This is a genomic window from Mesorhizobium sp. M0136 (assembly GCF_040322515.1).
Taxonomy (GTDB): domain Bacteria; phylum Pseudomonadota; class Alphaproteobacteria; order Rhizobiales; family Rhizobiaceae; genus Mesorhizobium.
This window is the reverse complement of the sequence record NZ_JAMYTP010000016.1, coordinates 93,615-118,339: the sequence shown is the minus strand read 5'-3', so window position 1 is coordinate 118,339 and position 24,725 is coordinate 93,615. Positions and strand designations below refer to the sequence as shown.

The window sequence follows — 24,725 nt, the reverse complement described above, 5'->3', positions numbered from 1 at the left end:
GCCCTCAGCCGTAGTGGACTTTGCGTTCCACATAGCGGAACTGGATCGCTGTGAGCGCGATGACGATGGCCATCAGGATGACCGACTGCGCCGCCGAGTCGCCCAGGATCAGATTGACGAAGCCGTCATTGTAGACCTTGTAGACCAGCGTCTCGGTCGTCTTGCCCGGCCCGCCGCCGGTGACGGCATGAACGATGCCGAACGTGTCGAACAGGGCATAGACGGTGTTGACGACCAGCAGGAAAAACGTTGTCGGCGCAAGCAGCGGGAAGACGATGGTCCAGAAGCGCTTGGTTTCGCCGGCGCCGTCCATGGCCGCCGCTTCGATCAGCGTTTTCGGCACCGCCTGCAGGCCGGCGACGAAGAACAGGAAATTGTAGCTGATCTGCTTCCAGGCAGCCGCCGACACCAGCAGGATCATGGCGTGGGTGCCGTTGAGCAGTGGGTCCCATGCGATGCCGAGGCTTCTCAGCAAATAGGCCAACGAGCCTATCGAAGGGTTGAACAGAAACAGCCACAGTATGCCGGCGATCGCCGGCGCCACGGCATAAGGCCATATCAACAGTGTGCGGTAGAGGCCTTTGCCGCGCACGGCCTTCTCGGCCATGACCGCGAGCAGCAGGGCCACAACCATGGCAACGATCGCGGTCGCAAGCGAGAACACCACCGTGACCTTGATCGAGTTGAGGTAGGCCGGATCGGCCAGCACCTTCCGGAAATTGGCAAACCAGACGAACCTGCTCTTCAGTCCGAACGGGTCTTGCCTGAGCATCGACTGGTAAAGCGCCTGACCAGCCGGCCAGTAGAAGAAAACCAGGGTTATGGCGAGCTGTGGCGCCACCAGCAGGTAGGGCAGGATCTTGTTGGGAAAGACGACGCGTGGAGACAGGCTGATTTCCCTCGCTATCCAGGCATCGCCCATGCGCGCTCGCGTGGGCGATATTCCAACCGACTGACCGAGACGATCTCGTTAGTTGTCCAGGGCTTCCTTGATCGCGGCGTTGCCGCGCGCGACCGCATTGTCGAGCGCCTGCTGGGCGGTTTGCTGGCCGGCCAGCATCTTCTCCAGCTCCTCGTTCTGGATATCACGCACCTGCGGCAGATTGGGCAGACGCACGCCCTTCGAATTGTCGGTCGGCGACTTGCCGATCATCTGCAGGATGGGTGTCTCGCGGCCGGGGTTCTTGTCATAGAAGCCTGATTTCTTGGTCGCCTCGTACGCGGCGAGCGTCACAGGCAGGTATCCCGACTTCTGGTGCAGGTATTCCTGTACATCGGTCTTGGACAGATAGGCAAAGAAGGCGGCAACGCCCTTGTATTCCTCGTCCGACTTGTTGCCGAACACCCATAGGCTGGCACCGCCCGGCGTCGTGTTCTGCGGGGCACCCTTGGCGTCACTGTCGTAGGGAAGCTGGCCGATGCCATAGTTCATGCCGGACTTGACGATATCGCCGAGGCCGCCCGACGATTCGGTGAAGATGCCGCATTCGCCGGCGAGGAATATCTGCTTGGCTTCGGAGGTGCGTCCGCCATATTTGAACGTGCCGTCCTTGGCCAGGTCGGCGAGCGCCTGGAAGTGGTTGACGAAAATCGGCGCATTGATCTTGAGTTCGACGTCGCCGCCGGCCAGGCCATTCTGCTGGGTGGCCCAAGGCAGGTCATTCCACGCCGCGAAATTCTCCAGATGGATCCAGGTCAGCCAGGTCGAGGTATAGCCGCAAGAAGCGGCGCCGCTCGTTTTGATCTTCTTGGCGGCTTCCCAAACCTCGTTCCAGGTCTTGGGCGGATTGTTCACGTCGAGGCCTGCCTTCTGGAAGATGTCCTTGTTGTAGTAGAGGATCGGCGAGGAGGAGTTGTAGGGGAAGGACAGCATGGTGCCGTCCGGCTTGGAATAATAGCCGACGATGCCGGGCAGATACTGGCTCTTGTCGAAAGTCATCCCGGCGCCGGTCATCACATCGGCCACCGGCTTTATCGCACCCTCGGCCGCCATCATCACGCCGGTGCCGACGTCGAACACCTGGAGGATATCGGGCGCTTGCCCGGCACGAAAGGCAGCGATGCCGGCATTCAGCGTCTCCGGATAGGTGCCCTTGAACACCGGAACGAGCTCATATTCGCTCTGGCTGGCGTTGAAATCCTTGGAGATCTTGGCGACGACCTCGGCGTTGGCGCCGGTCATGGCGTGCCACCAGCTGATCTGCGTGACGGCGAAGGCGGAGGTGGTGGAAAGCAGGGTCACGGTGGCGGCGATACCGGCCGCAAAGCCGAAGAACTTCATGTTTCATCTCCCGTTTGTCATTGGCGAAAGGGGCACCTCCGCAAAGCCAATATGTGGCGCTGATGACAATCGGACAACGGTTTTGTTGCCGATCAATGAACTCCATTCCTTCCTAAAGTGCACTCGCTACCGAAACCGGGCGTCAGAAACGACATCACCGCCTTTTTCGGCGCAGCGGCATCGGTTTTCCCCCGAAAAGACCCGCCTCATGGCCTACGGGTTAACTATTCGTTAAAATCTCCAAGAGCTAATCCGTCACACCTCCCTGTTAGTTTTGACCGAGTGAACCAGGATGCTGACGGTCTATAATTGTATCGTAAATCAGCACGACCTGAGACTGGTTGCGCTCGCCGCACTCGTCTGTGGAATTTCTTGTTTCTCTGCGGTTAATCTCCTTAAGCATGTCGGCCGATCGACCGAGCGAAACCGGCTTGTCTGGCTGATGATCGCCGCGGCCTCGACCGGGTTCGGCATATGGGCGACGCATTTCATCGCCATGACCGCGTTTACGCCGGGAATACCGAACGCATACAATCCGGGATTATCCGCCTTTTCGCTTGCCGCCGCCGTCATCCTGACCGCGCTTGGGATGTGGGTCGCCACCTTGCGGCGCGGCATCGACCATTTCCTCGTCGGTGGCGCCATTCTCGGCGGCGCCATCGCGACGATGCACTACATCGGCATGGCGGCTTTCGAGGTCGAAGGCCGGGTCGTATGGAACCTGCTCCTTGTCGCGATATCGCTTCTGGCCGGCGTGACCCTTGCGGCACTGGCGCTCCTGGTCGTCTTGCGCCGCCCGTCAGCGCTCTCGACTCTCGGCGGCGCCGCGCTTTTGACGCTGGCCATTTGCAGCTTGCATTTCATCGCGATGGCCGCGGTGTCGATCATTCCGGATTCCTCGATTGAAATATCCGAACATTCCATCGAGCCCATTTCCCAGGCCTTTGCCGCAGCGGTCGCCAGCCTTGTAATCCTTGTGCTGTCAGGTGCCGCGCTGTGGATCGATCTGCGTTTTCGCCGCCAGAAGCTCGAGGCCGATCGCATGCACGATCTCGCCAATGCGGCGGTGGAAGGTCTGATCGTTTGCGATGGCACCCGCATCGTCAGCGCCAATGACAGTATGGCGAAGCTGACCGGAACAGCGACAGCCACCCTGAATACGATGCAACTCGGCGAGCTTTTCGACGGACAGAGCGCAGCCGCTATGTCCGGCTTCGGCGAACAGGCGCAGGAAGCGACATTAAGGGGCAGCGACGGCGCGAGAATTCCTGTCGAGCTGATCGCCAGGAAGATCACCTACTGCGGCAGGCCTCATACGGTGCTTGCCGTTCGCGACATCCGTGAGCGCAAGAAAGCAGAAGAAGAGATCCTCCGCCTCGCGCATTTCGATCCGCTTACCGGGCTTGCCAATCGGCGGAGCTTTTCTTCCCGGCTGGAAGCAGAAGTCGCCTCGATGGATCGTGGCGGCAAGGATGGATATCTGGCGCTCCTGCTGCTTGACCTCGACCGGTTCAAGCAAGTCAACGACCTCTACGGCCACAGCGCCGGTGACGCGATGCTGCAGAAGCTCGCGCACTGCATCTCCGGCATCCCGCGCAACGGACAGATGCTCGCGCGTCTCGGCGGTGACGAATTTGCCATCATAGCTCCGAACCTCCCCGACCCCCTGGCCGCAGGCCGGATAGCCGAGGACTTGTTGGCGGCGATCCGCGAGGAAAACAGGGTTTCGGTCGGCTCCGGCCTCGTCTCGGCCAGCATCGGCATCGCCTTCTTTCCGCTGGATGCCGAAGACCAGGCCGGCCTGATCAGCCATGCCGACACGGCACTCCATCGCGCCAAAACCGAAGGCAGGGACAGTTACCGGTTTTTCGAGATAGCCATGGGCACCGCGGCCCGCGACAAGCGCGTGATGGAGCATGAATTGCGCCAGGCCATCGCCCGCAAGGAGTTCCACCTCGTCTACCAGCCTCAGAAGGAAATCCGCGGCGGCAGGATGATCGGCTTCGAAGCCCTGGTCCGGTGGCAGCACCCTGAGCGGGGGGACATTTCTCCGGCTGTTTTCATCCCCGTGGCCGAGGACAGTGGCGCGATCGCCCAGATCGGCGACTGGGTGCTGACGACGGCTTGTAACGATGCTGCTCGCTGGACAAATCCGCTGATGGTCGCAGTCAACGTCTCCGCCGTGCAGCTTCACAATCCGAACTTCAGCCGCAAGGTGCATGACGCACTGGCGAGGTCCGGCCTGGCACCCGGCAGGCTGGAACTGGAGATCACCGAAACAGCCCTGGTGAAGGATATGCCCCGCGCGCTGGCAGCCTTGAGGCAGGTCAAGGCGCTTGGCGTGCATGTAGCGATGGACGATTTTGGCACCGGCTACTCTTCGCTGTCCAACCTTAGCGCCTTTCCCTTCGACAAGATCAAGATCGACGGGTCGTTCATCAAATCGGTCGACAAGAACGCCCAGTTCGCGGCGATCGTCCGCGCCGTGCTGGGGCTTGGACGCGGTCTCGGCCTACCGGTCCTTGCGGAAGGCATCGAGACGCCCGGTGAATTGCAGTTCCTGGACGCCGAGGCTTGCGAGATCGGGCAAGGCTATTACCTCGGCAAACCGGCTCCGATCGAGACGTTCGGCGAACTGACGGGCGTGGCTGCTCCGGCAATCCGCACAGCCAGCCGACGCGGCGCAAGCATTGCCGTGCTCAAGCCGCGCCTGCGCACGGTCTGAGCCTATCCCGGCTGAAGCGCCGCCTCGACCAGACGCTTGGCATCCGGCCCCGACCATTCGGCCGGGCCGTTCATATGGGCGATGAGGCAGCCTTGCCCATCGATCAGCATGGTGACGGGCAGACCTAGCGCCAGGCCGCGCATCTTGACGTCGTTGAACAGCGCCATCGTAGCATCGCGATAGTAGCCGAGCGACTTGACGCCGGTGTCCTCCAGGAATTTCTTCGGTTTGGCATCGTCGCCGGCATCGACGTTGACGGCAACAACCTGAAACGCATCGCTGCCCATCTCCTTCTGCAGCGCATCGAGCGCCGGCATTTCGGCGCGGCAAGGTGCACACCATGTCGCCCACAGATTGAGCAGCACCGTCTTGCCGGCATGATCGGCGATCGTCGTCGGCTTGCCGTCGGGGCCGTTGAAGGCAAGGCTTTTCAGCGATTGCGGCGGATCCGCCGGCAAAAGCGCGGCAACCTGGCCGGTAGCAGCGGCGGCGATCTTCTTGGCACGGTCGGTCTTGGCGACGCAGGCGGCGTCGTCCTTGCCGCCGCCGGCGGCCACTTGCGCGGGCGCCTTGTTGCCAGAACTGCTTTCCCTGACATATACCGCGACCGCGCCGGCCAGCACGCCCGCAACCAAAGCGGCGAGGATGAGACGCAAAGCCGGGAAGAATCTATTGCCGTCTGCCATTTTTTAAAAACTGCTCCGGAGCACGGGTTATAGCGATGAACGACAAGAAGGCCAGCAACCAGATGTGGGGCGGACGTTTTGCCTCGGGTCCGGCCGCAATCATGGAAGCGATCAACGCGTCGATCTCGTTCGACCGCAAACTCTATGCGCAGGATATTCGCGGCTCGATCGCCCATTGCCAGATGCTGGCGCAAACGGGCATTATTTCGGCGGCCGATCAAGAAAAAATCACTCACGGGCTGAACACGATCCTGGCAGAGATCGAGGCCGGCACATTCGAGTTCTCCACCAGGCTGGAAGACATCCACATGAATATCGAGGCCCGTCTGGCCGATTTGATCGGGCCCGCAGCTGGCCGCCTGCATACCGCCCGCTCGCGCAATGACCAGGTGGCGGTCGACCTCAGGCTGTGGGTCAAGGACGAGTGCTTTCGCGTCGCCGAGGCGCTGAAGGGGCTGATCACGGCGTTCCTAGATCGCGCCGAGGAGCATGCGGCAACGGTGATGCCGGGCTTCACCCACATGCAGGCGGCGCAGCCGGTGACCTTCGGCCATCACTGCATGGCCTATGTCGAGATGTTTGCGCGCGACCTGTCTCGCGTCCGCGATGCGATTGAGCGTATGGATGAAAGCCCGCTCGGCGCTGCCGCCCTTGCCGGCACCAGCTTTCCGATTGACAGGCACGAGACAGCGAAGGCGCTTGGCTTCCGCGAGCCGATGCGCAATTCCCTCGACAGCGTTTCGGATCGCGATTTCGCGCTCGAGTTCCTGGGCGTAGCAGCGATCTGCGCGACGCATCTGTCGCGACTGGCTGAAGAGATCATCATCTGGTCGACGCCGCAATTCGGCTTCGTCAGGCTGTCGGATAGTTTCTCGACGGGTTCGTCGATCATGCCGCAGAAGAAGAATCCCGACGCTGCCGAACTGGTGCGCGGCAAGACCGGCCGCGTCACCGGGCACCTCGTCGGCTTACTGACAGTAATGAAGGGCATGCCGCTGACCTATGGCAAGGACATGCAGGAAGACAAGGAATCCGTCTTCGACGCGGCCGAGACGCTCGACCTGATGCTGGCGGCAATGACCGGCATGGTGCGCGACATGACAGTGAACACCGCGGCGATGAAAAAGGCGGCCGGCGCCGGCTATTCGACTGCGACCGACCTCGCCGACTGGCTGGTGCGCACGCTCGGCCTGCCGTTCCGCGAGGCGCACCATATCACTGGCCGGGCGGTGGCGCTGGCCGACGACAGGAAGATCGGGCTCGACAGGCTTTCGCTGGAGGATCTGCAGTCCATTCACCCCGGTATCAGCGCCGACGTGTTTTCGGTCCTTGCCGTGCAGAATTCTGTAAAGAGCCGCACGAGCTTCGGCGGCACCGCGCCGTCCGAGGTGCGCAAGCAGATCCGCTACTGGAAAAAGCGGCTCGCCAAGGCCTAAGACGTGGGGTGCAATGGCCGCAAAACTCGGCTAGAAGCGGCTGCGGGCAACAGTTTCGGACGGATGGCACGATGACCGGAAGCAGGATTTTGGTGACGCTGACGCTGTTGGCAGCAATGGCCACCGTTGCGGCCTGCGGCAGGAAGGCTGCGCTCGATACGCCCTACGCAGCAGCCGTGCAGGCCCGCAAGGACGCCGAGAAGGCCAAGCAACCTTTGCCGCCGGAACCGGAAAAACCTGTTGAGGACAAGAAATTCATCCTCGACCCGCTGCTCTGATTTTTCGGACCAATCTCGTGAACCATTTCGACTACCGCGACGGCGCGCTGCATGCAGAGGACGTGGCGATATCAGACATCGCCGCCAGCGTCGGCACGCCGTTCTATTGTTATTCGACGGCGACGCTGACCAGGCATTTTCGCGTCTTCACAGAGGCCTTTGCCGGGCTCGACGCCCTCGTCTGCTATGCCATGAAGGCGAATTCGAACCAGGCCGTGCTGAAGGTGTTGGCAAGACTCGGCGCCGGCGCCGACGTGGTCTCGGAGGGCGAATTGCGCCGCGCTTTGGCGGCCGGCATTCCGGCAAGCAAGATCCTGTTTTCGGGCGTCGGCAAGACCGGGCGCGAAATGGATTTTGCGCTCTCGGCCGGCATTCTCTGTTTCAACGTCGAATCCGAACCGGAGCTGGAGCTGCTGTCGGCCCGCGCGACCGCGCTGGGCAAGATCGCGCCGATCTCGCTGCGCATCAATCCGGATGTCGACGCCAGGACGCACAACAAAATTTCGACTGGGAAGGCCGAGAACAAGTTCGGCATTCCCTGGCAGCAGGCACGAAAGGTTTATGCCCGCGCGGCTGAGCTGCCGGGCATCAAGGTCACCGGCATAGACACCCATATCGGCAGCCAGATCACCGAATTGCAGCCCTTCGACGAGGCCTTTGCGCTGCTGGTGGAGCTGGTCGGCGCCCTGCGCTCCGACGGTCATGCCATCGAGCACATCGATGTCGGCGGCGGCCTTGGCATTCCCTACCGCGTCGACAACAACCCGCCGCCTTTGCCCGATGCCTATGCCCGGATCGTCAGAAAGCATGTCGCCGAGCTCGGGCTGAAAGTGATGTTCGAGCCAGGCCGGCTGATCGTCGGCAATGCCGGCATCCTGGTCTCGGCGGTGATCTTCGTGAAGGAGGGCGACGCCAAGAACTTCCTCGTCGTCGACGCCGCGATGAACGACCTGATCCGGCCGACGCTTTACGACGCTTTCCACGACATCAAGCCGGTGGCGCAGCAGCCGGCCGCAGCACCGCGCATGAAGGTCGATGTCGTCGGCCCGGTTTGCGAGACCGGCGACTATCTCGGGCTCGACCGTGACCTGCCCCGGCTGAAATCCGGCGACCTGATCGCTGTCGCCACCGCCGGCGCCTATGGCGCCGTCCAGGCCGGCACCTACAATACCAGGCTGCTGGTACCGGAAGTGCTGGTCGACGGCGACCGCTTCCACGTTGTGCGCCCGCGCCAGACCTATGACGAGCTGATCGGACTGGATTCGGTGCCGGACTGGTTGGAGTAGAACTCTGCAGCTACAGGCGGTGCTGAATGAGCGCCCTGGCTTCGGCGATCCTGTTCTCGTTCCGGCGATAGAATGTCCACTGCTTGATGCGCTTGCTGCGCAAAAGCCCTGCCTGGGTGAGCACACGCATATGTTCGCTGAGCGTCGCCTGGGTGATCCCCAGCTTTTCCGCGATCAGCAGCGCGCAGACTCCGTCGTCGACCAGATCGCCGTCCGCCTGCGGCGGAAAATGCGCGCGCGGGTCCTTGAGCCAATCGAGGATCTGCAGCCTGCGCTCGTTGGCAATCGCTTTGAAGACATCGACCTCTTGCATTTAGCTACTTTGCCAAGTTACTAAGTAATGTCAACTCTGAATGTCAGCCCTGGGAGTGAATGCATGCTGCACGGCCACACGATCACACGCGAGCGCATTGCGGCGATGGAACCACGCATCCGGCCCTTCGTGCGCCACACGCCGGTGCTGCGCGTCGACATGGCCGATTTCGGCCGTCCGCCTCTGCCGGTCGACCTGAAGCTTGAGTGCTTGCAGCATTCCGGCTCGTTCAAGGCGCGTGGTGCGTTCACCAATCACCTCGAACGGCCGGTTCCTGCGGCCGGCGTCGTCGCCGCATCGGGCGGCAATCACGGCGCCGCCGTCGCCTATGCCGCCATGCGACTCGGCCACAAGGCGACCATCTTTGTTCCCGAAGTGAGCCCGCAGGCCAAGCTGGACCGCATCCGCGGCTACGGCGCCGAGCTGATCGTCGGCGGCGCCCGTTATGCCGAGGCGCTGGCCGCCAGCGAGAGCTTCGCCGAAAAATCCGGCGCCCTGCAGATCCACGCCTTCAACCAGGAGGAGACGCTGGTCGGGCAGGGCACGCTCGGCCTCGAAATCGAGGCCGACCTGCCGGAGCTCGACACCCTGCTGGTCGCTGTCGGCGGCGGCGGCCTGATCGGCGGCATCGCCGCCTGGTTTTCCGGCCGCATCAGGATCATCGCGGTCGAGCCGGAGGGTGCGCCGACGCTTCATCGCGCGTTCGCGGCGGGCCGACCCGTCGACGCGCCGGCTGAGGGCGTCGCCGCCGATTCGCTCGCGCCAAAGCGTGTCGGCGAAATGATGTTTCCTATCGCCGAGGCATTCGTCGAGCGCTCGATCCTGGTCGGCGACGACGACATTGTCGCCGCCCAGGCGGCGCTGTGGGACCGCGTGCGAATCATCTCCGAGCCGGGCGGTGCGGCCGCCTTCGCGGCGCTCCTGTCCGGCCGCTACACACCGGCTAGAGGCGAGCGCGTTGCCGTACTGGTCTGCGGCGCAAACGCCAATCCGGCGAAATTCTGACAATATCCGGGGCATTATTGTTCACGTTTTGGGGAACCGCCTCGCCTTCGCCGTGTTTGTTGGTATCCTTAGGGCGATGTGCATCCGCTTGGACGCACGAAGTACGCGCTAAGATTTTAGGTCTTCGCATCGTGCTTCCCGGAAATCGACTTTTCGGGCCCATGCGATAGACTCGTGAGGCCTGGGCTATCCCGCCCGGCCAGGAAGGGCCGATGACGCAACGACCCATTTTCACCAGCGATCGCAGTCTGGCCAGGCGCCTTGCCTTGAGCCGGCTGGGGACGCAGGTCTCGATAATCGTCGAACGCGGCTGGCCATTGCTGCTGCCGCTGATCATCGTCGCCAGCCTGTTCCTCAGCATTTCGTGGCTCGGCCTGTTCCCATTTTTGCCCGATCTGGCGCGGATCGGTCTTATCACGGCATTCGGCGTCGCAGCGCTTGCCGCACTCTATCCGCTGCGTTTCTTCCGCACGCCATCCAGTGCCGAGGTCGACCGCCGCATCGAGGCGGCCAACCGATTGCTGCACAGCCCGGTGCAGGTCCAGACCGATCGCCCGAGCGGCAAGGAAAGCATTTTTTCGCAAGCACTGTGGCGCGAGCATCAGCGGCGCATGGCGGACCGGCTGGGCGAGCTTGGCGGCGACGTGCCGCGCACACGCGTGCCGGAACGCGACCCGTGGGCGTTGCGCGCCGTTGCCGCGCTTTTGTTGGTCACTGCCTTTGCCTTCTCCTTCGGGCCGTCGGGCGGCAGGCTGGGCGACGGCTTTGTTGCCCGTGCCGCCCGCGACGTCGTGCCGCCGCGCATTGATGCCTGGGTGACGCCGCCGGCCTATACCGGCAGGCCGCCGATATTCCTGAACGCCCCAGTCCTTGCCAACAACGCCACTCAAACGTCGCCGACCTTCACCGTTCCGGAGGGCAGCGATGTGTCGCTGCGCGTCACCGGCGGTTCGGGCGAGGAAACGCTGAGTTACGCCGACACCGGCGGCAACACCCGCGCCATCGATCCGACCGGGCCGCAAGCCGCCAAGACTGAGGCAGCTCCGGCAACGCCTTCCACCGTGCGCCAGTTCAGCGGCAAGTTGACGGCCGACGGCACGCTGACGCTGCAGTCCGGCGACGGCGAGCTCGGCCGCTGGGCCTTCGCCATAATTCCCGACAAGCCGCCGCAGATCCGCTTTGTCGGCGAGCCGAAGCGCGCCGTCAACGGCGCCTTCGAACTCAACTACCAGATCGACGACGACTATGGCGCGGCCTCCGCCAAGGCGGTTTTCGCATTGGCCGATCCGCAGCCGCCCAACGCGCATCCGCTCTATGGCCCGCCGGAAATGCCGCTGACGTTGCCGCGCCGCGGCGGCAAGGCGAATGCCGCTAAGACGACGAAGGACCTGACCGACCATGTCTGGGCCGGTGGCAACGTCAAGCTGTCGCTTGTCGCCACCGACGGTGCCGGACACACGGCGACCAGCGAAACCAAGACGCTGGTGATGCCGGAGCGGCCATTCTCCAACCCGTTGGCGCGGGCTGTTGTCGAGCAGCGCCGCATGCTGGCGCTCGACGCCTATGCCAAGGACCGGGTGCTCGACCTGATGGATGCGATCACGCTCAGGCCCGAAGACACGTTCGACAACATGACGCACTACCTCGCCATCATGAGTGCCCGCACCCGGCTGAAGATGGCCGACAGCGACGACCAGTTGCGAGACGAGGTCGCTTACCTCTGGGAGATCGCGCTCGGCATCGAGGAAGGCAATCTGTCGGCGGCCGAGAAGCGGCTGCGCCAGGCGCAGCAGGCGCTGCAGGATGCGATCAAGAACGGCGCCAGCGACCAGGAGATCGAGAAGGCGATGAAGGAACTGCGCGAGGCGATGAACCAGTTCCTGCAGGAATTCGCGGCGCGGGCGCAGCAGAATCCGAATGCGCCACAGATGCAGCAGAACGGCCGGGAACTGCGCCAGAGCGACATCGACCGCATGATGGACCAGATCGAGAACCTGGCGAAATCCGGCAATCGCGACCAGGCGCAGCAATTGCTGTCTGAGCTGCAGGACATGATGAACAATCTGCAGGCAGGCCGCCAGCAACAAGGCGGTCAGCAGGACAGCGAGATGCGCCAGCAGATGGATAAGCTGGGCGAGATCATGCGGCGCCAGCAGGAGATGATGAACGACACGTTCCGCATGGACCAGATGCAGCGTGGCCAGCAACAGCGCGGGCAGAACCGCGACGAGCAGCTCGGCGAGAACGGTGAGCCGGGCCCGATGGACGAACAGGGCAAGCCCGGTCTGGGCGACGACCGCGATCCGCTCGGCCGGCCGGGGCAGATGACGCCGCAGGAATTCGCCGATGCGATGAAGCAGTTGCAGGAAGGCCAGGGCAAGCTGCAGAGCGAGCTCGATCAATTGAGGAAGAGCCTCGAAGGCATGGGCCTCGACCCCAATGAGGGGTTTGGCGAGGCCGGCAAATCCATGGGCAATGCCGAACAGGCGCTCGGCGAGGGCGAAGGCGACCAGGCCGTCGGTCACCAGGGCCGCGCATTGGAAGCCTTGCGCAGGGGCGCCAAGGACATGATGAAGCAATTGCAGGCGATGCAAGGCGACCAGGGCGGCAACGGCCAGGGCGGACGACAGCAGAATGCCGACCGTGACCCGCTCGGGCGGCCCCGCACCAGCGAGGGCCCCGATGACGGGAGTTCGGTGAGAGTGCCTGACGAGATCGACGTGCAGCGTGCCCGCCAAATCCTCGAAGCGATCCGCAAGCGGCTCGGCAATGCACTCAGCCCCGATATCGAGCGCAGCTATCTGGAGCGGCTGCTGGAGCTGAAGTAAGGCTGCCTGTATTCGGAAGATCGCCGCGCGCGGTCCGTGCTGGCCGCCACCGCCGGACTGAGCGGCATTCTTTAACGGTTGGTGAAAGCCTCGCGGATCGCCTCTTCCATGCCGTCGATGGCCTCGCCGGAAGCGTTCGGGTTGCGCCGCAGCACCACGTTCGAGGAATCGATGTCGCCGAACCCGTCGGCGGTCGTAAGCTCGCGGCAGCCGGCCGGGATGTTGCTGCGCGAGATCGGCGCAATCGCCAGCCCGGAGGTGACGGCGAGCCGCAGGCCGCCATTGGTATCGCTGGTGTAGGCGACACGATAGGCGAGATCGCGCTGTTCCAGCGACTTTATCGCGAAATCCTTGCACCAACCGGCACGGTTGTAGAGCGCGATCGGCACCGGCCGCTCCTCATGCATGTGATGCAGCTCTGACGTCACCCACACGGTCGGGTCATGCATCAGCACCTCACCGCCCGACAGATCCTGCCATTCGAACACCACCGCCAGATCGAGCTCGCCAGCGGCGAGCGCCGCGATCTGCGCACCGGAATGCGCGTAGCGGACGGTGATGTCGACCTGAGGATGGCGCTTGGCAAAGGCGCCGAGCGCGCGCGACAGGATCGCGTGGCCATATTCCTCCGGGATACCGATGCGCACCGGCCCGCCAAGCGGCGCCGCGACCATCGATGCCGCCGTCTCGTCGAGCAGTGAAACGATGCGCCTGGCGTTGGCGATGAGCTCGCCGCCGCGCCGTGTCAGCGCCACACCGCGCGAGCCGCGCTCGAACAGGCTGTCGCCGATCATGCCTTCAAGCTTCTTCATCTGCATCGAGACCGCCGACTGGGTGCGGCCGGCCCGCTCCGCCGCCTTGGTGAAATTGCCACTGTCGGCGACCGCCACGAAGGTTCGCAACAGGTCGCTGTCGAGATTGGGTCGCATGTGCCCGCCATAAGAAAATCTGATTGCTGGCATCATTCCAATTCGTTTGCAACATGTCAAACGGCGGACGATAGTTCGCCTTACCCATTGGATATGCGGCCGCGAAATCGGCCGCGGACCAATCAAAAGTCCTCACTCGTACCCGCTGCCCGAAATGGCGGCGGGTTCTTTTTACCCGGATGCAGGCCTGCGTTCGGCCGCGCACGCGGGGACAGGAGCGCCTATGCAGAATCGGCTTGTGCTCGGCATCCTCAGCCTCTGTCTCGGCGTACTGGTCTTTTCGCTGCAGGACCCGCTGGTCAAGGCGGTGTCGAGCCACTATCCGGTCACCGAGGTGATGGCGATCCGCTCGATCGTCGCCTTGCCGATCCTGGTTTTCCTCGTCCACGCCGATGTCGGATTGCAGGCAATCCTGTCGAAGCGGTTCGGCATGCTGACGATGCGCGCCTTCATCCAGTTCACCTCCTACACGGCCTACTATCTGGCAATCGCCGCCCTGCCGCTGGCTGACGCGGTGGCGCTCTATTTCATGGCGCCGCTGTTCATCATGGCGCTGGCCGGCTCCTATCTCGGCGAACGCGTGTCCTGGCAGGCGCTCGCCACCGTCCTGGTCGGCATGCTCGGCGTGCTGGTGATGGTGCGCCCAGGCGCCGGCTTGTTCGACTGGGCGGCGCTGCTGTCGCTAGGTTCGGCTCTGCTCTACGGTTTCTCGCAGCTGATGGCGCGCAAGATCGGCGACACCGAATCCTCGACAGTCATGGCGTTCTATCAGAACGGCGCCTATCTGGTCGGCGCGGCCTTGGTAGCGGCATTGTTTTGGCTGGCAGGCATTGACCACGCCGTGCATCCGAGCCTCGAGTTCCTCGTCCGGCCATGGGCCTGGCCGGCGACGCCGGATCTCCTCAAGATGGGGGCATGCGGCTTCGTTGCCTCGGCCGGAATGATCCTGTTGTCGCAGGCCTACCGGCTGGCGCCCGCCAACAGCGTCGCTACCTTCGAATACACCGGTATCATCTGGTCGCCGCTATGGGGTTTTCTGTTCTTTGCCGAAATGCCGCGACCAGCGACGGCGGCCGGCGCAGCCCTCATCATCGGCGCCGGGCTTTTTGCGCTCAATGCCGGCCGGCGCCGGAGCGGCGAGCCAGCCATTGCGGCGACCGGCGACCCTGCCTGAAGGCGGTCGACCTTAGGCTTTAGGCGAAGCAGGCGAGCGCCTGTTCGACGCGGGCGCGGATTTCAGCCAGCGCGAACGGTTTTTGCACGACGTCGAGAATAATGCCGTCCAATTCCTCGGCGCGCTCGCGTTGGTCGGCATAGCCGGTCATCAGCACGATCTTCACCGCCGGGAACAGCGCCACTGCCGCCTTGGCCATCTCGATGCCGTCCATCTCGGGCATGCGGATGTCGGACAGCACAAGGTCGTAGCCCCCCTGCGCCGCCCCGATCAGAGAAAGACCGTGCGCGCCATCGGCGGCAACAGTGACATTATGCCCGGCGCGTTCGAGCGCACGGGCGGCGAGGCTGCGGACGGATTCATCGTCCTCGACGATCAGGAGCTTTGCCATGGGCAGGATATTTGGCGAGGAAAAGTTGATGTTTCCTGAACCGCGAGCGGCGACAACCCAACTAGGCGTCGCCCTTGACGATGCCGACGAACGGCAATTCGCGAAATGCGTGGGCGACGTCCATGCCATAGCCGACGACGAAATAATCGGGGCAGTCGAAGCCGACATAGTCGGCGTTGAGCGTGGTCTGGCGGCGCATGCGCTTGTCGAGCAGCACGGCGATGGCACAGCTCCTGGCGCCGCGCGACAGCATGAGGTCGCGGGTGAAACTCAGCGTTTTGCCGGATTCCAGAATGTCGTCGATGAGAAGCACGTCGCGACCGGCGACCTCGTTGTCGATGTCGCGCAGCACCCTCACCTCACCGCTGGTCGTGCCGGCGCCATAGCTGGAGATGAAGATGAACTCGACCTCCGGCGACAGGCCGACATCGTGCATGGCACGGATAAGATCGGCGGCGAAGATGAATGATCCCTTCAGCACCGAGATTACCAGAAGGTCGTGGTAGTCGTGCCCGGCGATCTCCTTGGCAAGTTCCAGGTTCCGCCGCGCAATGGCGGACGCTGAAAACAGGACTTCGATGTCCTTGCCGCGCACAACTGGCATTGGCTGCCCTTCCAGAAATGATCGCCGTGTAGGCGAAGCCGACCGAAACGGTCTTCAACCCCGTTTCTAGGCATGTCGAGCCGGCTGGCAAGGCCAAATCTTTCGCAGGACGCCCGCGAACGGTCGGATGCCCTCAGCGCGTCGCGAATCCGTTACCTGGTGACCTGTTGATTTTCTGGCGCCGTTCTAACGAACCAGCGCATGGCCGCCCGACATCCAGAAGGCGGCAAAGGCGGCACCGACGCCGACAATCCAGAAGATCGGCCCACCGTGCACCCACAGCGGCCGTTCGACGGCGGTTTCGGGCTTGCGCAACATGTCCATGCCTTCGATCGAAGGCGTGGAAATCATCCGGGCAGGCGGCGGCGCAAAGTCTGGACGTGTAAAATGGCGGGGCAGCACCTCATAGTCGGCATCGATGACGTCGGCGGTCACGTCATGCATGATGCGTTCCGGCCCGGCGGCCGGATCGGTCATGATTTCGCCGGAAACCGGGCGCGCGGTTCGATCCTCAGCCATCATGGCCTGACACTACAGCACCTGTTCGCTGTTCGTTTCCTTTGGGTAAACGGAAATGGTTAACGCTTCCCGACCGGAACCCCTGTGACTCGCTCGAAAAGCCGCCAAATTAACCGTCGGTTAACCATGCCGGCCGATGGTCTTACCACAGAAAGGGCTGGCATCTTGCCCCCAAGAATTTCAGGTCGTCGAAAGTGATCCGCTTCGAAAATGTCGGCCTCCGCTATGGCATGGGTCCGGAGATTCTCCGCGACATCTCCTTGCACATTCCGGAGCGCTCCTTTCAGTTCCTGAGCGGACCTTCAGGCGCCGGCAAGACGACGTTGCTGCGGCTTTTGTTCATGTCGCTGAAGCCGACGCGCGGCCTGATCACCATTTTCGGCAAGGACCGTTCGCGCATCTCGCGCACCGAATTGCCGCATCTGAGACGGCGCATCGGCGTGGTGTTCCAGGATTTTCGCCTGCTCGACCATATGACCACCTATGAGAACGTGGCCTTGCCGCTGCGCGTGCGCGGCCGCGAGGAGGCGACCTACCGCACCGACGTCACCGAGCTGCTGAAATGGGTCGGCCTCGGCGAGCGCATGCATGTGCTGCCGCCGGTGCTGTCTGGCGGCGAGAAGCAGCGCGCCGCCATCGCCCGGGCGTTGATCGAGCAGCCCGAGATCCTGCTCGCCGACGAGCCTACCGGCAATGTCGACCCGCCGCTGGCGCGACGCTTGCTGCGGTTGTTCATCGAGCTCAACCGGCTGGGGACAGCCGTGGTGATTGCCACCCACGACCTCGGCCTGATGGAACAGGTCGACGCACGGCGAATGATCCTGGCCGGCGGAAGGCTGGACATCTATGACTGAGCTCTCCGTCGAACATTTCGAGGGTCAGGACGCCGCGGCGGCAAAGCCCCGCGTCCAGCGCAAGATGGCGCCGATCGTGCCGGCGCAGAACATCGCCGGCCGGGCGCTGGTGCTGGTCATCGCCATCATGACGTTTCTGTCCTGCCTGACGTTTGGCGCAGTCACGCTGGTGCGTGACACCGCCTCCGTCTGGGAGAACCAGATCTCGCGCGAAGCGACCATCCAGATCAAGCCGGTCGACGGCCTCGACATGGAGGCCGCACTTGCGCTTGCCTCGCAGATCGCCGGCGAATTCCCTGGCGTGAAAAGCGCCAGGATCGTCGATCGCGAAGCAACGGCCCGACTGCTCGAGCCTTGGCTAGGCTCGGGCCTGAACATCGATGAGCTGCCAGTGCCCCGCCTGATCATCATCACTATTGACGAGAACAGTCCGCCCGATTTCGCCGCACTGCGTGCGGCAATCACGCCGAAGCTGCCGAGCGCCTCGCTCGACGATCATCGCACCTGGGTCGACCGGCTGGTTGCTATGGCCCGCACCACGGTAACGATCGGTGTCGCAGTGCTGGCGCTGATGCTGTCTGCGACGGTGCTGACCGTTGTATTCGCGACGCGCGGCGCCATGGCCGGCAACGGCCACATCATCGAGGTGCTGCATTTCGTCGGCGCCGAGGCGCGCTTCATCGCGCGCGAATTCCGCCGGCATTTTCTGGTCACCGGCATGAAGGGCGCCGCGGCAGGCGGCGCCGCGGCGATCCTCGTCTTCATCGTCTTCTCCTGGTGGTCGTCACGCAATATGGCGACACCGCAGGCCGACCAGGCGACCGCCCTATTCGGCAATTTCGCCATTGGCTCGGCGGGTTATCTCGGGGTCGCCGTCATGGTGCTGGTGATCGGCGCGCTGACGGCGGCAACCTCCCATTTCACCGTGGTTACCTATCTCAGCGACATCGATATTCGCCAGCCGGACGCCGGCTAAAGGAAAGATCGATCACGGATGAAAACGCCTCGTCACGAAAATTGCATTTTTTTCCTACCAAAGGCCGTATTTCGGGATTAACCATTTCATGATGGACGTTCGGGACTCGACCGATACCGGGTGCATGCCAGTGCTGGTTGCGCGTCCGCATGAATTCGCCGGGCCTGATGAATTTGCCAAGCCGGATCAATCCGCCAAACATGGGCGGCTGCTGGCAGCCCGCTCGTTGCGCCTCTCGGCTCTCCTTCTGCTCGCCCTTGTGGCGTTGTTTGTCGCCGGCTTCGGCTGGTTCGCCAATACCGTCAGCCGTCTGACGACGCCCGCCAATCCGGCAAGGGCCGACGCTATCATCGTGCTGACCGGCGGCCAGTCGCGACTCGACGCTGCTATGGGCCTGCTTGCGTCAGGCAAGGGCGAGCGGCTGCTGATCAGCGGCGTCCATCCTTCCGCCAGCCGCCGCCAGCTTCAAGCCGCGACCGGCGGCGACAAGAGGCTGTTTTCATGCTGCGTCGACATTGACCGCGCTGCGCTCGACACGATCGGCAATGCCGAGGAAAGCGCCAAATGGGTCGAGGACCATGCCTACGGCACCGTCATTCTCGTCACCAACAATTATCACATGCCGCGCAGCCTGCTGGAAATGGGCCGGCTGCTGCACGGCGCAAGGCTCGAGCCCTATCCGGTGGTCAACACCAACCTCGAGAATGGCGGCTGGCTGACCAAGCCGGAAGCGCTGCGTGTACTGTTCACCGAATATAACAAATACCTGCTGGCGCTGGCCCGCGGCATCATGCCGGTGAAGCAAACCGAGAGCGTCGCGCTGGCCGACGCCGCAGGCGGAAGCTGAACGGCACCGGCACTTTTTATTCCCTGGCTCTTATTCCCTGGCTGCTGCATCCGATCGCAAGCGTGCGATCTCCTGTTCGAGCCGTTCGATGCGCTTGTCGCGTTCGCCCAGCGCCGCCGCCACGTCGGCCGCTTCGAAACGCTGCGGGATGTGCTGCGAGCAATTTGAATCCCAAGCCGAAACCGCAAACAGGATAACCTGCTCGGGTCGCGCCTTATAGTCTTGCGGCATCAGCTTTGCCGTCAGCTCGGCATCGCCCTCGACGACTTGCGCTTTGCCCCAGATCTTGATGCGCTGCCGGTGCGCATAATCGATCAGAAACAGGAAAGCCTGTGGGTTGTCGCTGAGGTTGCCCTGGGTGATGAACTGCCTGTTGCCGGAAAAATCGGCAAAGCCGATCGTCCGTTCGTCGAGCACCTTGAGGAAACCGGCAGGCCCGCCGCGATGCTGGATGTAAGGCTGCCCGTCCGCATTGGCGGTCGACAGAAAGACGCTGGTCTGCGCCTCGATGAAGGCGGCGAGATCGGGCGTGATTGCCGCCTGCCAGCTGCCACGCTCCTCGACACGGGCATAGGCCTGGCGCGAGCCCTTGCGGGCCTGGATCGCCTTCACCGTCGGGGTGAAGGCGACATCGCTGGTGTGAGCGTTCATGAAGATCTCCTTAGGCGCCGAGTGCGCTGCATTGTTCTCTTACGAGAATAGGGCCTTCCGTCTTCGAGATGCAGATGCCATATCTGCAACCTATCCTTCCGTTTTTCGGAAGGGCAAATTTTCGGTAGAGTTATGGATCGCCTCCAGTCCATGTCGCTTTTCGTTGCCGCGGCGGAGACAGGCAGCCTCTCGGCTGCCGGGCGTCGCTTCGGCATTCCGCTGACGACGGTCAGCCGCAAGGTTTCGGACCTGGAAAGGCACCTGAAGACACGGCTGTTGAACCGCTCGGCGCGGCAGCTGTCGCTGACCGATGCAGGCCACGCCTATCTCGCCGCCTGTCGCCGCATTCTCGATGAGGTCGGCGAGGCCGAGCGTGCCGCCGCTGGCGAATACAGCACCCCGACGGGCGAACTGATCATCACCGCACCGATCGTCTTCGGCCGCCTGCATGTGCTGCCGGTCGTCAACGGCTTCCTCTCCGTCTATCCCGAGGTAAGTGTGCGGCTTACACTCGCCGACCGGATAACCCAGCTGGTCGAAGAGCACATCGACCTCGCCATCCGCATCGGCGAGCTTGCCGATTCGAGCCTGATCGCCACCCGCCTGGGTTCAATCCGCCGCGTCGTTTGCGCGAGCCCGGCCTATCTCGCCGAGCACGGCACACCGAAAACGCCGCAAGACCTTGCAGGACACAGTGCAATCACCTTCGAAGGGCTCACCGCCGCCAGTTGGAGCTTCGCCACCGGCAAGGCTGAATTCAGCGTGCCGATCCGCTCCAGGTTACGGGTCAACACGGCTGAGGCAGCAATCGATGCGGCGATTGCCGGCGTCGGCGTGACGAGGCTGCTTTCCTACCAGATCGCCCCCGCCGTCCGGTCTGGTACGCTGCGCCCGGTGTTGCAGGAGTTCGAGCCAGACCCATGGCCGGTGAGTCTCGTGCATGCCGGCCAGGGTCTGCTGCCAGTGAAACTGCGTGCGTTTCTCGATTTCGCCGCCCCGCGCCTGAGACAGCGCCTGCTGCAGGCGACGTGGCAAATGTGACGAAGACGGCCCATCGCAAGAGCGGCCGATCGCCCGCCTCGCAGCGTTTCCTTTTTGCCGGCGCTTGGTGTAACCAACGCACACCTCCTCACCGGGCACTTGCTGTATGCTCTATTTCCGCTCGCTGGCGTTCAATCTCGCCTTCTATCTCAACTTGATCGTCCAGATGATCCTCTGGACTCCGTATTATTTCCTGTCGCCGCGCCATCGCGCCTGGTTTGTGCCGAAATTCTGGTCGCGCACCAGCATGTGGCTCTACGACAAGATCGCCGGCACCAGAAGTGAGATCACCGGCCTGGAAAACCTGCCTGAAGGCTCCTTCATCCTGGCGCCGAAGCACCAGTCCTTCTGGGACACGATCGCTTTCCTGCCGTATCTCGACGATCCCGTTTACATATTGAAGCGGGAGCTGACCTGGATCCCGTTCTTCGGTTGGTACATCTTGAAGATGCGGATGATTCCGGTCGATCGCGGCAGCCGCTCGAAGGCATTGAAGATGGTGATCGCCGCGACCAAACAGGAATTGGCGCGCAATCCGCGCCAGCTCATCATTTATCCCGAGGGCACGCGCCGTGCGCCGGGTGACGAACCGGTCTACAAATACGGCATCGTCGAACTTTATGCGCAACTTGGCATTCCAGTGGTGCCCGTCGCTCACGTCGCCGGCCTCTATTGGCCGCGCCGCAAATTCCTGCGCTATCCCGGTACGATCAAGGCGCGCTTCCTGCCGCCGATCCCGCCGGGCCTCGGCAAGGAAGAATTCATGCACAGGCTGATCGGCGAGACGGAAGCCGCCTGCGACCAGCTCCTCGTCGAGGCGTCGCAGACGCCGAACCCGCCGCCGATGCCGCCGACGGCGGTGAAAAGGCTTGGTGAGCTGGACGCGAAACGTGAGTTGAAAGGCTGAGACACCCCGCCCGAACACCAGAAGGGCTCACGGCAAGGCAGCCAGGCCGGCTGTTGCAATCAGCGTCACGGCAAACACCAGATTGATGATCCGCGACGCCAGCGGTTTGCGCAGCAAACGTGCAAAAGCCGCGCCGGCGAGAAGCCACAAGAGATGAATGGCAACGATCATAAAGGCAAGGACCGCCAGCTTGGCTGAAATAGCAAGACCGCCGGTGCCGGAAGACGCGCCAGCAAACACGGCGGCAATCGCCACATAGGCTTTCGGATTGGCAACGGCCAGAAGGAACCCGCCAAGTAAAGTGGCACGCGCGGCCCTACCGCCGCGCGCCGCCAGGGGCGGCGCCGTCGCTATCTTGAACGCCAGATAGAGGATGTAGGCTGCCGAGGCGACCGCCAACAGCGCTGCGAGCTTCGGCAGCGCGGTGAGAACGGCCATGATGCCCGTCGCCACCACCAAAAGCACGAGGACCGTGCCGACAACGATTCCCGAGGCATAACGGAGCGAATCGCGCAGGCCGAACGCGGCGCCGATCGCGGTGACACTTATCGTCGCCGGCCCCGGGCTGCCCATAACGATGGCCGATGCCAGCACAAGCGCCAGCAATTGCTGCCATAGCTGCTGATCGAGAAGACCCTGTCCGGCCATGCGACGTCCCTGCATCCTGCGACGATGCAGGGACGGTAGGGCAAGGCAGCGGCGCCGGTCTTGAACGATCGTGCGCGGCTATGCGCTGCCCTTGTCGAGCTCGGCGATATCGTCCGGGCTGAGCTGCAACGACGCGGCACGCACCAGGCTGTCGAGCTGGTCGAGCGTCGTCGCGCTGGCGATCGGAGCGGTGACGCCGGGCCGCGCCATCACCCAGGCCAGCGCCACTTCTGCCGGCTTGGCCGAATGTCTGGCCGACACGGCATCGAGCGCTGAGAGGATGCGCATGCCGCGCGTGTTGAGATAGCCTTTCACACCGCCACCGCGCGGGCTTTTGCCGAGGTCGGACTCGCTGCGGTACTTGCCGCTCAAAAATCCCTTGGCGAGGCTGAAATAGGTGATGACGCCGATGTCCTCGGCCACGCACAGATCGCGCAGCGGACCATCGAAGGACGAGCGGTCGTAGAGGTTGTACTCCGGCTGCAGCACCTCGTAGCGCGGCAGGCCGCGCAGGCTTGCCACGTCGAGTGCGGCGCGTAACTGGGCGGCGTCGAGGTTGGAAGCGCCGGCATAACGGATTTTGCCCTTGTCGAGCAGTTTCTGGTAAGCGCCGAGCGTTTCCTCATACGGCGTCGCCGGGTCGGGCCAATGCGACAGATAGAGATCGACGCTGTCGACCTGCAGCCTCTTCAGCGAAGCATCGATGGCCTTTTCGATATAGGCGGCCGAAAGGTCCCTCTTGCCCTGTCCCATATCCGAGCCGACCTTGGTGATGACGACGACCTTGTCGCGGTTGCCGCGGCTCTTCATCCATCTGCCGATGATGGCTTCGGATTCGCCGCCCTGGTGGCCGGCAATCCAGCGCGAATAGGAATCCGCCGTGTCGATGGCGTTGAAACCGGCCTCAATGAAGGCATCGAGCAGGTCGAACGAGGTTTTCTCATCGGCGGTCCAGCCAAACACGTTGCCGCCCAGAACCAATGGCGCGATGGATAGGTCGGTGCGACCGAGACGACGTTTCTGCAAGACTGATCTCCATGGTGATTCATGCTGGGGCGGATGGGAGCCGCCGACCGGGCTAACCTATGTCGCGCCGTGGCAACGTCAAACGTATAGCCTCTTTGCCAACCCGCCGGCGCTTCACAAAGCCGCGACCCGCCGCACCGTGTCCGGCTCAAGGCGCTGGTTCCCGGAATCCAAACCAGCAGCCTCTGAAGAAACGATCTGGCAAATTTGGCACATAGATTGTCAAATCTGCCAATTCTGACTTTTGCCAGCCGACCGTAGGTTCCGCCGCGCCAACGCGGTCGGCCGGGCCCAGACTGTTGGCATGGGATCATTTGTTATGGAGAACGGCATGAAAGCAATCGTATTTGACGCCATCGGTTCGCCGCGCGACGTGCTCTACATGGACGACCTGCCGATTCCGCGCATCGGCGACGGCGAGGTGCTGGTCAGGATGGTCTCGGCTTCGATCAATCCGGGCGACTTCCTGTTTATCCAGGACCTCTATCCCGAACCGAAGAAGCCGCATTTTCCCCGGCAGATCGCGGGAAACCACGGTGCCGGCATCGTCGAAGCCGTTGGCGCGAATGTCTTGCTGGAACCGGGCACGCTTGTCGCGTTCAGCTATTATGGCAGCTGGGCCGAGTACGCGGCCATTCCCGCCGAATGGCTGATCCCGTTGCCTGCGGACTATCCGGTCGAACGCGCCGGGCAGATGGTGAACCCCATTACCGCGTGGGATCTGCTGACGGATTCCCGTGTCCGGCCCGGGCAGTGGCTGGCTGTCACGGCCGGCTATTCGTCGATTTCAACAATGGTGATGCAGTTCGCCCAACGACGCGGCATCAACGTCATCGCGCTGGTGCGGCGCTCGCACCAGAGCTTCGACCTGAAGACGCTTGGCGCCTCTGTCATTCTTGACCTTTCGGACTTGAAGGCAAGTATCCGGGAAGCGGTGATGGATATCACCGGCGGCGCCGGATTGAACGGGATTATCGACAATGTCGGCGGACCTGTCAGCGGCGAATTGATCCGCACCCTGGCGCTCGGCGGGCAGATGGTGATCAATGGCGGAATGAGTGCCGAGCGCTTCGAACTGCACAATTTCGATGTGTTGCTGAGCGGCGTCGAAATCAGGGCAAATATCTATCGCTACTTCTTTTCGCCGCCTGCCGAAGCCGACCGGCCTGTCCTACGCGAGATCATCGACATCTTTGGCCAGCCGGGCTCCCACGTTCCTGTCGGCGGTCTCCACGCGCTGACCGAGTTCAAGCTTGCGGTGGCAAACAGCCTGGATCGCGCCGACCTTGGTAAACAGATTTTCAGGATGTAGCCCGCGTC

The 24,725-nt window shown here is 63.0% G+C and carries 24 protein-coding genes; 13 read left to right on the top strand and 11 right to left on the bottom strand.

All coding sequences use genetic code 11. The features are described 5' to 3' along the window. Positions 1 to 4: 4 nt before the first annotated feature. Complete coding sequence (ugpA, locus tag NKJ35_RS20230) at positions 5 to 922, bottom strand: sn-glycerol-3-phosphate ABC transporter permease UgpA (RefSeq protein ID WP_352649326.1); 918 nt, start codon at positions 920 to 922, stop codon at positions 5 to 7. 48 nt (positions 923 to 970) lie between these two features. Continuing rightward, a complete protein-coding gene (gene ugpB, locus NKJ35_RS20225) occupies positions 971 to 2,281 on the bottom strand; it encodes a sn-glycerol-3-phosphate ABC transporter substrate-binding protein UgpB (protein ID WP_352649325.1) in 1,311 nt (436 codons plus the stop codon). A gap of 292 nt (positions 2,282 to 2,573) precedes the next feature. Here ugpB and NKJ35_RS20220 point away from each other — a divergent pair, with 292 nt between their 5' ends. Next, a complete protein-coding gene (locus NKJ35_RS20220; protein WP_352649324.1) occupies positions 2,574 to 5,006 on the top strand; it encodes a bifunctional diguanylate cyclase/phosphodiesterase in 2,433 nt (810 codons plus the stop codon). A gap of 2 nt (positions 5,007 to 5,008) precedes the next feature. Here the strand turns inward: NKJ35_RS20220 and tlpA are convergent, their stop codons facing one another. After that, a complete protein-coding gene (tlpA, locus tag NKJ35_RS20215; RefSeq protein ID WP_352649323.1) occupies positions 5,009 to 5,692 on the bottom strand; it encodes a thiol:disulfide interchange protein TlpA in 684 nt (227 codons plus the stop codon). Positions 5,693 to 5,727: 35 nt separating this feature from the next. On the opposite strand from tlpA, the gene argH reads away from it, so the two are divergent. From argH to lysA, 3 genes are all read left to right on the top strand, one after another. Then, positions 5,728 to 7,128 carry an argininosuccinate lyase gene (gene argH, locus NKJ35_RS20210; RefSeq protein WP_352649322.1) on the top strand — a complete coding sequence of 467 codons (1,401 nt, stop codon included), beginning with the start codon at positions 5,728 to 5,730 and terminating at the stop codon, positions 7,126 to 7,128. Between the two features lie 71 nt (positions 7,129 to 7,199). Beyond that, a complete protein-coding gene (locus tag NKJ35_RS20205; RefSeq protein WP_023677931.1) occupies positions 7,200 to 7,406 on the top strand; it encodes a hypothetical protein in 207 nt (68 codons plus the stop codon). Positions 7,407 to 7,423: 17 nt separating this feature from the next. After that, the gene (gene lysA / locus NKJ35_RS20200; protein ID WP_352476278.1) at positions 7,424 to 8,692 is read left to right on the top strand and encodes a diaminopimelate decarboxylase; all 1,269 of its coding nucleotides are present in this window, start codon (positions 7,424 to 7,426) and stop codon (positions 8,690 to 8,692) included. Positions 8,693 to 8,702: 10 nt separating this feature from the next. On the opposite strand, the gene NKJ35_RS20195 is transcribed toward lysA, so the two are convergent. Then, positions 8,703 to 9,005 carry an ArsR/SmtB family transcription factor gene (locus NKJ35_RS20195; protein ID WP_352649321.1) on the bottom strand — a complete coding sequence of 101 codons (303 nt, stop codon included), beginning with the start codon at positions 9,003 to 9,005 and terminating at the stop codon, positions 8,703 to 8,705. A gap of 63 nt (positions 9,006 to 9,068) precedes the next feature. Between NKJ35_RS20195 and NKJ35_RS20190 the strand changes: the two genes are divergently transcribed. Both NKJ35_RS20190 and NKJ35_RS20185 read left to right on the top strand, forming a co-directional pair. Next, positions 9,069 to 10,010: a threonine/serine dehydratase gene (locus tag NKJ35_RS20190; protein ID WP_352649320.1), complete on the top strand. Its 942-nt coding sequence runs from the start codon at positions 9,069 to 9,071 to the stop codon at positions 10,008 to 10,010. A 212-nt stretch (positions 10,011 to 10,222) separates the two neighbouring features. Beyond that, on the top strand, positions 10,223 to 12,838 hold the full coding sequence (locus tag NKJ35_RS20185) for a TIGR02302 family protein (protein ID WP_352649319.1): 2,616 nt from the start codon (positions 10,223 to 10,225) through the stop codon (positions 12,836 to 12,838). A 71-nt stretch (positions 12,839 to 12,909) separates the two neighbouring features. On the opposite strand, the gene NKJ35_RS20180 is transcribed toward NKJ35_RS20185, so the two are convergent. Beyond that, on the bottom strand, positions 12,910 to 13,767 hold the full coding sequence (locus NKJ35_RS20180; RefSeq protein WP_352649318.1) for a LysR family transcriptional regulator: 858 nt from the start codon (positions 13,765 to 13,767) through the stop codon (positions 12,910 to 12,912). Between the two features lie 223 nt (positions 13,768 to 13,990). Here NKJ35_RS20180 and NKJ35_RS20175 point away from each other — a divergent pair, with 223 nt between their 5' ends. Then, positions 13,991 to 14,941 (top strand): DMT family transporter, encoded by a 951-nt coding sequence (locus tag NKJ35_RS20175; protein ID WP_352649317.1) that lies wholly within the window; start codon positions 13,991 to 13,993, stop codon positions 14,939 to 14,941. A gap of 19 nt (positions 14,942 to 14,960) precedes the next feature. On the opposite strand, the gene NKJ35_RS20170 is transcribed toward NKJ35_RS20175, so the two are convergent. The 3 genes from NKJ35_RS20170 to NKJ35_RS20160 form a co-directional block, all read right to left on the bottom strand. Then, the gene (locus NKJ35_RS20170; RefSeq protein WP_352476273.1) at positions 14,961 to 15,332 is read right to left on the bottom strand and encodes a response regulator; all 372 of its coding nucleotides are present in this window, start codon (positions 15,330 to 15,332) and stop codon (positions 14,961 to 14,963) included. Positions 15,333 to 15,393: 61 nt separating this feature from the next. Next, complete coding sequence (hpt, locus tag NKJ35_RS20165; protein ID WP_254816654.1) at positions 15,394 to 15,936, bottom strand: hypoxanthine phosphoribosyltransferase; 543 nt, start codon at positions 15,934 to 15,936, stop codon at positions 15,394 to 15,396. Positions 15,937 to 16,122: 186 nt separating this feature from the next. After that, positions 16,123 to 16,413, bottom strand: a complete 291-nt coding sequence (locus NKJ35_RS20160; RefSeq protein ID WP_254816653.1) for a hypothetical protein — start codon at positions 16,411 to 16,413, stop codon at positions 16,123 to 16,125. A gap of 236 nt (positions 16,414 to 16,649) precedes the next feature. On the opposite strand from NKJ35_RS20160, the gene ftsE reads away from it, so the two are divergent. The 3 genes from ftsE (at position 16,650) to NKJ35_RS20145 (ending at position 19,132) form a co-directional block, all read left to right on the top strand. Next, complete coding sequence (gene ftsE / locus NKJ35_RS20155) at positions 16,650 to 17,309, top strand: cell division ATP-binding protein FtsE (protein WP_023677923.1); 660 nt, start codon at positions 16,650 to 16,652, stop codon at positions 17,307 to 17,309. Further along, positions 17,302 to 18,285, top strand: coding sequence for a cell division protein FtsX (locus NKJ35_RS20150; RefSeq protein ID WP_352621635.1), 984 nt, complete (start codon positions 17,302 to 17,304; stop codon positions 18,283 to 18,285). Before ftsE ends, NKJ35_RS20150 begins: the two co-directional genes overlap by 8 nt. Positions 18,286 to 18,373: 88 nt before the next feature. Beyond that, on the top strand, positions 18,374 to 19,132 hold the full coding sequence (locus tag NKJ35_RS20145) for a YdcF family protein (protein ID WP_352649316.1): 759 nt from the start codon (positions 18,374 to 18,376) through the stop codon (positions 19,130 to 19,132). A 30-nt stretch (positions 19,133 to 19,162) separates the two neighbouring features. Here the strand turns inward: NKJ35_RS20145 and NKJ35_RS20140 are convergent, their stop codons facing one another. Continuing rightward, a complete protein-coding gene (locus tag NKJ35_RS20140) occupies positions 19,163 to 19,783 on the bottom strand; it encodes a pyridoxamine 5'-phosphate oxidase family protein (protein ID WP_352649315.1) in 621 nt (206 codons plus the stop codon). A gap of 132 nt (positions 19,784 to 19,915) precedes the next feature. Between NKJ35_RS20140 and NKJ35_RS20135 the strand changes: the two genes are divergently transcribed. Continuing rightward, entirely contained in the window at positions 19,916 to 20,824 is a 909-nt protein-coding gene (locus tag NKJ35_RS20135; RefSeq protein ID WP_352649314.1) for a LysR family transcriptional regulator, read from the top strand. Positions 20,825 to 20,930: 106 nt separating this feature from the next. After that, entirely contained in the window at positions 20,931 to 21,731 is an 801-nt protein-coding gene (locus NKJ35_RS20130; protein ID WP_254816648.1) for a lysophospholipid acyltransferase family protein, read from the top strand. A gap of 27 nt (positions 21,732 to 21,758) precedes the next feature. On the opposite strand, the gene NKJ35_RS20125 is transcribed toward NKJ35_RS20130, so the two are convergent. Then, a complete protein-coding gene (locus tag NKJ35_RS20125) occupies positions 21,759 to 22,379 on the bottom strand; it encodes a LysE family translocator (protein WP_352649313.1) in 621 nt (206 codons plus the stop codon). 78 nt (positions 22,380 to 22,457) lie between these two features. Then, positions 22,458 to 23,405 (bottom strand): aldo/keto reductase, encoded by a 948-nt coding sequence (locus NKJ35_RS20120; RefSeq protein WP_352649312.1) that lies wholly within the window; start codon positions 23,403 to 23,405, stop codon positions 22,458 to 22,460. Between the two features lie 331 nt (positions 23,406 to 23,736). Between NKJ35_RS20120 and NKJ35_RS20115 the strand changes: the two genes are divergently transcribed. Continuing rightward, positions 23,737 to 24,717 carry a zinc-binding dehydrogenase gene (locus NKJ35_RS20115; protein ID WP_352649311.1) on the top strand — a complete coding sequence of 327 codons (981 nt, stop codon included), beginning with the start codon at positions 23,737 to 23,739 and terminating at the stop codon, positions 24,715 to 24,717. Positions 24,718 to 24,725 lie beyond the last annotated feature (8 nt).